The organism is Chamaesiphon sp. VAR_69_metabat_338 (assembly GCF_031423935.1).
Lineage (GTDB): Bacteria > Cyanobacteriota > Cyanobacteriia > Cyanobacteriales > Chamaesiphonaceae > Chamaesiphon.
In genome coordinates, this window is record NZ_JANPGM010000711.1 from 1 (window position 1) to 10,486 (window position 10,486).

A 10,486-nucleotide genomic window follows, 5' to 3' on the forward strand; every position below is an offset into this window, starting at 1 on the left:
CCGGCGGCGCCGAGCAGGTGTCCGGTCATCGATTTGGTAGAACTCACGGCAACCTTGTAAGCATGGTCGCCCAGAACTTTTTTAATTGCGGCGGTTTCGGTCGGATCGTTGATCGGGGTGCTGGTACCGTGAGCGTTGATATAGTTGACGGCTTCGGGTGCTAGTCCGGCATCTTTGAGACATAGAGACATCGCTCTGGCGGCATCGATACCGCCAGGAGTCTGTCCGGTCATATGATAGGCATCGCAGGTCATCGCATAGCCAACGATCTCGGCGTAGATTTTCGCGCCGCGATTTTGGGCGTGTTCGAGTTCTTCGAGGACTAGTATCCCCGCACCTTCACCCATGACAAAGCCATCGCGTCCGGTATCGAAGGGACGACAGGCATGGAGCGGATCGTCGTTGCGGGTGGAGACGGCTTTGCAAGCGGCAAATCCGGCAATTCCCAGTGGAGTGATCGCTGCTTCCGTACCGCCGCAAATCATCGCTGTGGCGTAGTCGCCTTGAATCAGTCGAAATGCTTCGCCGATCGCATTAGCACCGGCAGCGCAGGCCGTGACGGTACAGCAGTTGGGGCCTTTGGCTCCGAGTTCGATCGCCACCAGTCCGGCGGCCATATTGGCGATCATCATCGGAATCATGAACGGGCTACACCGACTGGGGCCTTTGGTGAGATAGATTTCTTGTTGTTCTTCGAGGATCTTGAGTCCGCCGATCCCCGTGCCGATAGTGACGCCGATCCGATCGGCATTAGTACTATCGATCGTCAATCCCGCATCGACGATCGCTTGTTTGGTGGCGCACACGGCTAGTTGCGCGAACCTGTCCATCCGTTTGGCGGCTTTTTTTTCGAGATACAGCAACGGGTCGAAATTTTTGAGTTCTCCCGCAATCCGACAGTCGTGCCTGGAGGCATCAAAGTGGGTAATCGTCCCAATCCCATTCCGTCCACTCACTAAGCCGTCCCAATATTCAGCCAAAGTATTGCCGATGGGCGTAATTGCACCCAAGCCAGTAATAACAACACGTTTGCGTTCGCTTAGCGTCGGCTTTGCCGAATCGCTGCGCTGGGATTGGGGATGGGAATTTGTCATGGTGGATATAGAGATGAGCTGTGGGGGTGCTGGGGTAGGAGGTGGTTGGGGCGATCTAGTTCATGCGGAGGTTTGCTCCGCATCGTTGCACCGCACGATCGGCTGCCGCGCAGCGGTACTAGCCGTTTTTGGCGTTGATATAGTCAACTACGGATTGAACGGTTTGGAGTTTTTCGGCTTCTTCATCAGGAATTTCTACGTCAAATTCTTCTTCTAGTGCCATGACGAGTTCGACTACATCCAAGGAATCAGCTCCCAGATCGTCGGTGAAGTTCGCTGCGGGAGTGATTTTGCTGGCATCTACTTCCAATTTGTCTGCAATTACGGCCTGCACTTTAGCCAATACATCTGCGCTCATATTTGTTCTGTGTTTAGTTTAATAACGATAATCCAGCTCTTACACCCGATTGCCCAGGGCAGACCAAAGGTCATCGAGGGTACGTCAATAGCACTCTACATCTTAATATGAAAATGCGCCAAAATAGGCTTTAGGCTCTAAGTGCATGTGTGTTAGCCTAAAGATTATGAGAAAAATATGAAAACTAGCCCATGTCCCAAATCGACAAAATTCCTTCACTACCAGAAGTGCATCGGACAGTAACCGTCCCAACTAACGGTAGCTTCTGGAAAAAGCTGTTGGCGTATGCAGGCCCAGGATACCTAGTTTCGGTCGGATATATGGATCCAGGCAACTGGGCAACGGATCTAGCTGGCGGTGCTAAATTCGGCTACAGTTTATTGAGCATCATTTTGTTATCAAATTTGATGGCAATCTTGTTACAAGCACTTTGCGTTAAGTTGGGGGTGGCAACTGGAAGAGATTTAGCGCAAGCGTGTCGGGACAATTTTAGTAAACCTGTGAGTTTTTGTCTGTGGGTATTGTGTGAAATTGCGATTTCAGCTTGCGACTTAGCTGAATTGGTCGGTAGTGCGATCGCGTTACAGTTATTGTTCAATATTCCCTTAGCTATAGGCGTGTGCATTACGGCTCTAGATGTCTTTGCAATCCTATTTCTCCAAAGTAAGGGTTTTCGTTATATTGAAGCATTAGTAATCACAATTATCGCTGTGGTTGGAGGTTGTTTTGTCGCTGAATTAATCTTTGCTAAACCCGATTTAGGTGGGATTATCGGCGGTTTTATTCCGCAAGTAGAAGTAGTCAGAAATCCAGAGGCACTGTATATTGCGATCGGGATTTTAGGCGCGACAGTGATGCCGCACAATCTTTATCTACACTCATCGATCGTTCAAACCCGCGCTTGGGAAGATACCCCAGAAAAGAAGCGAGAAGCGATTAAATTTGGGACGATCGATTCAACAATTGCACTGTCTTTAGCGTTATTTATTAACTCGGCAATTTTAATTTTAGCAGCGGCGGTGTTCCATTTTTCGGGCAAGCAAGATATCGCCGAAATTCAGGATGCTTATAAACTATTATCGCCGATGTTGGGTGTCGCTCCGGCTAGTGCGATTTTTGCGATCGCGTTATTAGCCTCCGGTCAAAATTCAACTTTAACAGCAACGATGGCGGGGCAAATTGTGATGGAGGGATTTCTCCACATTCGCATGAAACCTTGGCTGCGTCGCTTGTTGACTCGACTGGTGGCGATCGTGCCAGCACTGCTGACGATTATATTTTTTGGAGAAGGGAGTACAACTAGTTTGCTGATTCTGAGTCAGGTGATTCTGAGTTTACAGCTTTCGTTTGCGGTTATTCCACTGATTATGTTTACTAGCGATCGCAAATTGATGGGCGAATTTGTCAATCCTACTTGGCTCAAGGTGCTGGCTTGTACAGTAGCAACGATCATTGTTGGGCTGAATGGCTGGTTATTAATCCAGACATTTTCAGGGTGGCTCAACCCTCGCTAATCTGCTGTCGATCTAACCCTAAACAAGAGAATAGTTGATACCAGAGCGCAACCTGCCGAAAATTCAAAAGCAACTGTAGCTCCAGCAGTCTCATAGAACCACCCGAAAATAATCGAAGCAGGTAGCAGTGCAATTCCACTGGCTAAATTATACCACCCATAGGCTGTACCCAGCATTGCCGCTGGAGCTAAATCTGCGACTAGAGCTTTTTCTACGCCCTCAGTCGCAGCTAGAAATAAGCCGTAAAAGGCAAACAAACCAAATAGTAAAACTGGATTTCCAGGAGATAAAAATCCCAAGCATAGATAAAATAATCCGTATGCTAACCAACCAGCGGCGATCGATCTGATTCGTCCGAATCTGTCAGATAATGCTGATAATGGCGTGCCAAATATCATCGCAATTGCTGAAATAGTTGCCCAAGCAAGGGGGACTTGAGACTCTGGCAAACCTAATTCTCTCGCTCGAAGTAATAGAAACATATTGGAAGAATTACCCAGCGTAAACACCACTACAGCCACTAGATAACGCTTGAACTCGATCGGTAAGTTGTGGAAATTCCAGCTAAATTTACCGCGCCCAACTTCAGCTAGCACATTTCTTGGCTCTCGAATTAGGAGTGACATCCCCAGACACAGAACGGCTGGCACGATCGAAATCACAAACAAATCCCGAACTTTGAATCCGTAGCCCAGCAAGATCGCGGCTAAAATTGGCCCCAACACCGCCCCAGCATTGTCCATCGAGCGATGTAGTCCAAACGCCAAACCCCGCCGCTCTGGGGGAACGCTAGCGGCCAGGAGCGCGTCACGGGGCGAACTCCGCAAGCCTTTCCCAACCCTGTCGAGCATTCTAATTCCCAACACTGCTACCCAGCTATTCGCGATCGATATTAACGGACGACTAAAACCCGCTAAACTATAGCCCCAAACGATCCACGGCTTAACACGATGAGTTTTATCTACCAATACTCCCGACACTAGCTTCAAAATACTGCTAGTCGCTTCAGCAGCCCCTTCAATTAGCCCCAAAGCTTTCGGCCCAGACATCAAAACCGAGGATAGATACAAGGGGATGAGCGGGTACAGCAGATCGCTGGCTGTATCGTTGAGCAGGCTAATTACACCAATCAGCCAAACATTAGGCGGCAATCGTCGGAGAGCAGTTAGCAAAATATCAACCTGATGATTTAGATAAATTTAAAGTTCGATCCGATCGATCGATATATTTCGATCGCCTGACTATCTGCCAAACTATAGTAGACATTTCGCCCTTCCTTGCGATAATTGACCATTCGCATCGATTTCAATACTCGCAACTGGTGAGATACCGCCGACTCGCCCATTTTCAAACCCGCAGCCAGATCGCAGACGCACAATTCTTGGTTGGCTAATGCTGAGAGCAACCGCAACCGATTGGGATCTGCCAAGACAGTAAATAGCTCCGCCCGACGTTGCGCTTCAGCCATTGACAGAATTTCTAATTGCAGTTGACGAACGTTATCTAAATGTACCAATCGATCGTCACAACTAGGTACCTGAGTATCTTCGATCGATTCGCTTGAATATTCCTGCTCGGTCATGGAAAGTTTTGGTGAAGAAGATTGACTCTCCTTAAATTATAGCGGTAGGAATGAGAATCATTCTATATATGAATATACTTTCAGGTATTATGATTTTGGTCTACAATCTAAGATATTAGTTCGACACTTGCCACAATATTATGACTCAAGTACCTGCGCTCAAAACCCAACGGATGCAAGTTGGTGGAATGGACTGCACGAGCTGTGCGCTGAAGATTGAAGGTGCGGTAGAGACGCTAGCAGGGGTAGCTGAGATCTCTGTGGTGGTGGCAACTGGAAGGATGATTGTCACTTACGACCCAGAACGAGTGAGTGAGGCAGAGATCGAGCAACGAGTGACAGCATTAGGTTATACGATCGGCGCAGAGAAATCTAATCCAGATAAGCACAGCAGTCACGACCATAGCAGCCATGATGATGGAGACGAAGATGCGGACGACCATGCTCATAATCATGGTGGCGGAGCGTTTAGCTTAAAACGTGAGGGTGTATTGGTTGGGGTCGTAATTGCCCTGTTTGTATTTGGTTCGGTATTTGAAGAACGACTGCACGATACACCTTATGCGATCGGTGAATATGTAATATTTATTCCCGCTTATTTATTGAGTGGTTGGACGGTACTAACTACCGCCGGACGAAATATTCTACGCGGACAAGTATTTGATGAAAACTTTCTGATGACGATCGCGACTATAGGCGCGATCGCAATTCATAAATTGCCCGAAGCTGTTGGCGTAATGTTATTCTTTAAAATCGGTGAGTTATTTCAAGAAGCAGCCGTTAGTCGATCGCGTCGATCGATTTCGTCGCTCTTAGAAATTCGTCCAGATGCGGCAAATCTTAAAACAGCCAATGGCCTTCAGATTGTCTCCCCAGAACAGGTGCGAGTAGGCGACGCGATCGTGATTAAGCCAGGGGAAAAGGTACCATTAGACGGTGAAATCATCGCAGGTAATTCTCAAGTCGATACATCGGCATTGACGGGCGAATCGGTGCCGCGCACGGTGAATGTGGGCGAGACTGTGTTAGCCGGAACCATCAATCAAACTGGCGTATTAACTGTAACTGTCACAAAATTGTTTGGGGAATCATCGATCTCGCGAATTCTCGATTTAGTTGAAAATGCGAGTGCGAAGAAAGCCGAAACTGAGAAATTCATTACTAAATTTGCCCGTCGGTATACACCGATCGTGGTAATTTCATCGCTACTGGTAGCATTAATTCCACCACTGGTAATTCCAGGTGCCACCCATACTGAATGGGTTTATCGCTCTCTGGTGCTGTTAGTGATATCCTGCCCTTGTGGATTGGTAATTAGTATTCCCCTCGGTTATTTTGGGGGAATTGGTGGAGCGGCTAAACGCGGCATTTTGGTGAAGGGATCGACTTTTCTAGATACTTTGTCAGGAGTGAAAGCGATTGCGTTTGATAAGACGGGGACGCTAACAAAAGGTGTATTTAAAGTTAGTGAAATCGTTCCTTGTAATGGTTTCGATCGAGATAAATTGCTACGGATTGCAGCGGTAGCAGAATCAAATTCTAATCATCCGATCGCCAAATCGATTCGCACAGCATACAATCGAACCATTGATGAATCTAGCATCTCGAATTACACCGAAATTGCCGCTCATGGCATTCAGGCGACGATTGAAGGAAAGCTCGTTTTAGCGGGTAACGATCGATTGATGCATCGCGAGAATATCGCTCATGACACCTGTAATGTCGAGGGTACTGTCGTGCATCTGGCAGTAGATGGAGTCTATGCGGGTTACATCATTATTGCCGATGAAATGAAAGAAAATGCAGTGCAGGCAATTCGCGATCTTCGTGCCGCAGGTGTCGAGCGGATTGTGATGCTGACGGGGGATTCGCAAGCTGTAGCGCAACGGATCGCCAACACTTTGGGAGTAGATACGTTTGCGGCGGAATTATTGCCAGAAGACAAGGTAGCAGCGATCGAAAAGCTACTTGGGGAGTTCCAGAAGAAGGGTAAGGTGGCTTTCGTTGGGGATGGCATTAATGATGCGCCGGTAATTGCCAGAGCCGATGTGGGGATTGCAATGGGTGGATTGGGTTCGGATGCGGCGATCGAAACTGCGGATGTCGTATTGATGACAGATGCACCTGCCAAAGTTGCCGAAGCCATTCAGGTAGGTAAGAAGACTCACGCGATCGTCATGCAAAATATTATCTTTGCTTTAACTATCAAAGTTATTTTCATCGGACTCGGTTTGTTAGGAGTAGCGACAATGTGGGAAGCTGTTTTTGCCGATGTTGGGGTGGCGTTAGTGGCAATTTTTAATGCTACTAGAGTGATGAAATAATTATCGACTAACCCCTGCCCCCACTCTTGGGAATAGCGATCGCTTTCATGACTTCAGCGAAGTCTGATTCGCTCTCTAGGGGGATTAATTGTTGTAAATATGGCTGATAGCGAAATAGTTCGTAATCGCGATCGAGTAAGTATTGGGCGGCGGCTAAATCGACACCTTTGCTGGTGTAACTGTTGTAAATAATTGTCGGTGCAAATTTAGCGAGGGTTTGTTCGCCGCCTGTAAGAATTGCCAGTTCGTTGCCTTCGGTGGAAATCTTAATTACTTCGAGCCGATCGATGCCCAGTCTCTCGACAAATGTATCGAGTGTGATGCAATCTACCTCTTCGATTTCGGTTGCTGGTGCTAGTACTTCATCGACTGCTGCTAGATAGTTGAATTCACTACTAGGTTGTAAAATAAGTCTAGCTCTACCATCGCGATCGCCGATCGCTTGTCTAAAAATTTGGATGTTTTCTAGTTGGTTATGGCGACAAGTTTCATACAGACAATCGACAGCGGTGCTAAATGGCTCGATCGCGTAGACGTTACCATTGACGCCGACTCTACGTGCGGCACTAAACGTATAAATACCGACACTCGCACCAATATCGATCGCCTTCATTCCCGGTTGCAAATACTGTCGCCAAAACTCTAATTCTCGCTCGAACCAATCACCTTCAGCGAGCAAACAGCGGGTAGTCGGACTTTGCAAAGTCGCCGCTACGGCTAGGGAAATTGCGCGATCGCCGAGTGCGGTTTTGCCACCATCGAAAGGCAGATAAGTCCATTCACTATCGATCGCCAATTCCGTCCATTGCCACGGTAATTTAGTGGAGATTTGGCTGCCATAATCAACCCCAATTTGCTGCCAGTGTTGGGCGGCTTCTGGCTGTTCTAAATCTAAATAAGCTAAGTATAATGCTTGTAAAATAGTCGGGCGATCCAAGGCAAGATCGGCAGCTTGATGGAGATAAACTAAGCCTTCTAATTCTTGATTGCCGATGCTATAAATGCCCAGCCGCATATTCGGAAAAATCAGCTCCGGCATCAATTGATTCATCAGATGCAATAGCCGTAACCCCGTATGATTGTCCAAGCTAATTTGGGTTCTACATAGCACCTCAGAAAGCATCAGCATGGCTTGGGTGTAGCCATTGTCCACATTCAAAATTCGCTGGAGTTGTTCGCTGCGCCCATTGGTGATGCAGTGGGTGCGCGCCAATGGGGGAATATACACGATTCCTGGCTCGATCTGGGCTTCGGTATAGGTAGGTTGCAGGTTATTGATAAAGGCACTAAAGGCAATCTGCGCCGCCTCTGTGTAATTTCCTAACATGCAGTTGAGCAAGGCTAAATGCGCCGCACACAGCGGATGTTGGTTTAGTTCCGCACCGGCTTGCACCGCATCAAAGGCAATTTCGGCGTATAAGCCATGCGCCAGGGAGTTATCGCAGCTTTCGGCTGAGACTAGCGCGGTGACAGCCAGATTATTCCAATCTAAGGCTGTTTGGGGCTGTTCCCACTGACAGTCATCCAAAATTTGGTTGAGTGTTTGCGATGCTGGATCTGCGATCTCTACCTGATTTTGTTTGATGTAGTCTAGGTAGGCTTGTTTGGGGTCGAAATCTATCATTTAGGGGGTAGGGGATAGGGGGTAGGGGATAGGCTTTAGGTTTTAGGTTTTAGGCTTTAGGCTTTAGGATAGAAATTACAGTCGATTAGGGTGTTGGGGATTTTAGTCGATCGATTTGCTCACAACATTCGGCGACTGGCAATCGATCGCCCATGGCGGTTACTAATGCTTGATATGCGTCCCAATTGGTTTGAATTAGGGTTTTGGCTTGCAATGTGGCGGCGTTTTCTTGGCGGACTATTTCCTGTTGCTGTTTGCCTGCGACGAATAAAACACCGCGTAATTTTTGGCGATCTTCCCCGCCGCCTTCCGCTCGATCGTACACCAATTTTTCGGCGGCAATTCCCGCCATCCACACCGTACAATACTGCTCTAGCAAGCGGCTGGAAATATCTGCTTGCGGCGGGGCGAACATTACCCCACCTTGTGCCGATCGACCTTGGCGCAATGATTCCCACGCGCTGAGTGTATATCCAGCAATCTGAATATTGAGTAAATACGCAACTAAAAAGTGTCCGGCTTCATGATGGACGATCCGTTGGCGATAGGCATCTTTAGTCCCGGCGATCGCGTCTACAACGAGGGTGGCAATCGTACTTTTGAAGAAGAAATTATCGATCGTGGTGCCCGCGATAATTGCCGCGACGATCGCGATCGGAAGTGTGGATGGTACGTTAATTAGTGGGGTGACTAAACTAGAAATAGTCATCCCAAAAACACAGATTGCCACTAAATTTAGCGAAATTTGTTTGGTTGGATTATCTGAATTCATTCACAAATACTTAGAAGTTCGCTTGCCCACTGGTAAATACCCCAACGATCGATTCCCGATCTCGACCAAAATCACTCTGAATTCCCCCTCTCAACTCCCTGTCTTGTCTTGACGCACACAACCGGGAGGGAACCTCCCAGTCGATGCGTCGCTGTCTCGCTATACCGTCGGGGAACAAAGGCGTGCGCGAGCCGCAACTCCGAACTCCGAACTGTAGACTTAATATTTATGCCATCTATGAGTGGGTAAATCGCCCCTGGCACGTAGATAACGATCGATATCGATCCCGAGGACGGAATTGACCGTACCCGTACGTAGATCTACCGTAGCACGCCCGTTGATGCCTACTAAATTTCCCCGCCAGTCGAGTACCGGCCCGCCACTCATTCCTGGCAAAGCATTCACTGTATATACTAGAGCATAACCATCCCGAGGGCGATCGATGCGTCCCGAGAGATTGCCAACCAAATATTGGTAGGTGCGCGTTACTAGTTGGGGGCTAGGATCTGCCCACCCAGATACATACACGACATCGCCCTCGCGGAGTCGAGCGGAGTTACCAATGCTAGCAGCTCGATAACGATACTGACTCTGAAATTCTAAAGTAGCTAAATCTAACTTACCAACTCTAACAACCTTAGCGATCGACACTATATGTTTGCGGCCATCGCTAGTGCCAATCGTCAGCGATCTCTTGGCTCCCACGGCTGGGGGACTCACCACATGCCAGTTGCTCAGCACCAAATATCGATGTTTGAAGGGAGCGGCGGTACCGACACCAGCAGCCTCAACGATAACGCCAGAGCCAGTATTAGCACCATCAATTCTGACTGAGATCGTACTGGCAATCTCGCTGACATTTGGCATCAGGATCTGCCACAGCACATAGCTAAAAAATGCCATTAGAGCAACGATCGGTATGATATTTACTACCCGCGCAGTCAGATTGGGCGAACGCGATTTCATCGATACGCGGTACTGAAGATTTCCCTATTGGCAACACAGCAGCTAGTGGTGGCGAGCTGCTGCGCTAGCCACAGCGGTATATTTTGACAATTATTGAGCCAACAATAACTCGATGTCAACATAAGCGTCTCGATCGCGATATTGGACTAATTGTTTGCCACTGAGTTGAATGATTCTTCCGGAAGCTCTAGCACGTAAATCCAGCATCTGCTGGAGGATTTGCGCCGAGTCAGTCCCTTTAGGTAGCGTTAC

Annotated in this window: 9 protein-coding genes; 2 read left to right on the forward strand and 7 right to left on the reverse strand. The window is 48.1% G+C overall.

Translation table 11 applies throughout. From position 1 onward, the window contains the following. Nucleotides 1-1,094: beta-ketoacyl-ACP synthase II (fabF, locus tag RMO84_RS19885; RefSeq protein WP_310490174.1), on the reverse strand; the 1,094-nt coding region annotated here is incomplete at its 3' end. Nucleotides 1,095-1,212: 118 nt separating this feature from the next. Continuing rightward, nucleotides 1,213-1,452 carry an acyl carrier protein gene (gene acpP / locus RMO84_RS19890; protein WP_310490175.1) on the reverse strand — a complete coding sequence of 80 codons (240 nt, stop codon included), beginning with the start codon at nt 1,450-1,452 and terminating at the stop codon, nt 1,213-1,215. A 191-nt stretch (nt 1,453-1,643) separates the two neighbouring features. On the opposite strand from acpP, the gene RMO84_RS19895 reads away from it, so the two are divergent. Further along, complete coding sequence (locus tag RMO84_RS19895) at nt 1,644-2,966, forward strand: Nramp family divalent metal transporter (RefSeq protein ID WP_310490176.1); 1,323 nt, start codon at nt 1,644-1,646, stop codon at nt 2,964-2,966. Here the strand turns inward: RMO84_RS19895 and RMO84_RS19900 are convergent. Together RMO84_RS19900 and RMO84_RS19905 are read right to left on the reverse strand one after the other, a co-directional pair. After that, on the reverse strand, nt 2,963-4,138 hold the full coding sequence (locus tag RMO84_RS19900; RefSeq protein WP_310490177.1) for an MFS transporter: 1,176 nt from the start codon (nt 4,136-4,138) through the stop codon (nt 2,963-2,965). The two genes, RMO84_RS19895 and RMO84_RS19900, sit on opposite strands and share 4 nt — an antisense overlap. Nucleotides 4,139-4,155: 17 nt before the next feature. Continuing rightward, nucleotides 4,156-4,548 (reverse strand): metalloregulator ArsR/SmtB family transcription factor, encoded by a 393-nt coding sequence (locus tag RMO84_RS19905; protein ID WP_310490178.1) that lies wholly within the window; start codon nt 4,546-4,548, stop codon nt 4,156-4,158. 140 nt (nt 4,549-4,688) lie between these two features. Here RMO84_RS19905 and RMO84_RS19910 point away from each other — a divergent pair, with 140 nt between their 5' ends. Beyond that, on the forward strand, nt 4,689-6,872 hold the full coding sequence (locus tag RMO84_RS19910; RefSeq protein WP_310490179.1) for a heavy metal translocating P-type ATPase: 2,184 nt from the start codon (nt 4,689-4,691) through the stop codon (nt 6,870-6,872). Between the two features lie 7 nt (nt 6,873-6,879). Here the strand turns inward: RMO84_RS19910 and RMO84_RS19915 are convergent, their stop codons facing one another. From RMO84_RS19915 to RMO84_RS19925, 3 genes are all read right to left on the reverse strand, one after another. After that, on the reverse strand, nt 6,880-8,496 hold the full coding sequence (locus RMO84_RS19915; RefSeq protein WP_310490180.1) for an FkbM family methyltransferase: 1,617 nt from the start codon (nt 8,494-8,496) through the stop codon (nt 6,880-6,882). Nucleotides 8,497-8,581: 85 nt separating this feature from the next. Next, nucleotides 8,582-9,268 carry an ATP-dependent Zn protease gene (locus RMO84_RS19920; RefSeq protein ID WP_310490181.1) on the reverse strand — a complete coding sequence of 229 codons (687 nt, stop codon included), beginning with the start codon at nt 9,266-9,268 and terminating at the stop codon, nt 8,582-8,584. 219 nt (nt 9,269-9,487) lie between these two features. Further along, on the reverse strand, nt 9,488-10,234 hold the full coding sequence (locus RMO84_RS19925; protein ID WP_310490182.1) for a serine protease: 747 nt from the start codon (nt 10,232-10,234) through the stop codon (nt 9,488-9,490). Between the last annotated feature and the right edge of the window lie 252 nt (nt 10,235-10,486).

What these genes read in the sequence shown, in the direction of transcription:
- acpP (WP_310490175.1), bottom strand. Translation starts at nt 1,452, where the DNA reads ATGAGCGCAGATGTATTGGCTAAAGTGCAGGCCGTAATTGCAGACAAA.
- RMO84_RS19895 (WP_310490176.1), top strand. Translation starts at nt 1,644, where the DNA reads ATGTCCCAAATCGACAAAATTCCTTCACTACCAGAAGTGCATCGGACA.
- RMO84_RS19905 (WP_310490178.1), bottom strand. Translation starts at nt 4,548, where the DNA reads ATGACCGAGCAGGAATATTCAAGCGAATCGATCGAAGATACTCAGGTA.
- RMO84_RS19910 (WP_310490179.1), top strand. Translation starts at nt 4,689, where the DNA reads ATGACTCAAGTACCTGCGCTCAAAACCCAACGGATGCAAGTTGGTGGA.
- RMO84_RS19915 (WP_310490180.1), bottom strand. Translation starts at nt 8,496, where the DNA reads ATGATAGATTTCGACCCCAAACAAGCCTACCTAGACTACATCAAACAA.
- RMO84_RS19920 (WP_310490181.1), bottom strand. Translation starts at nt 9,268, where the DNA reads ATGAATTCAGATAATCCAACCAAACAAATTTCGCTAAATTTAGTGGCA.
- RMO84_RS19925 (WP_310490182.1), bottom strand. Translation starts at nt 10,234, where the DNA reads ATGAAATCGCGTTCGCCCAATCTGACTGCGCGGGTAGTAAATATCATA.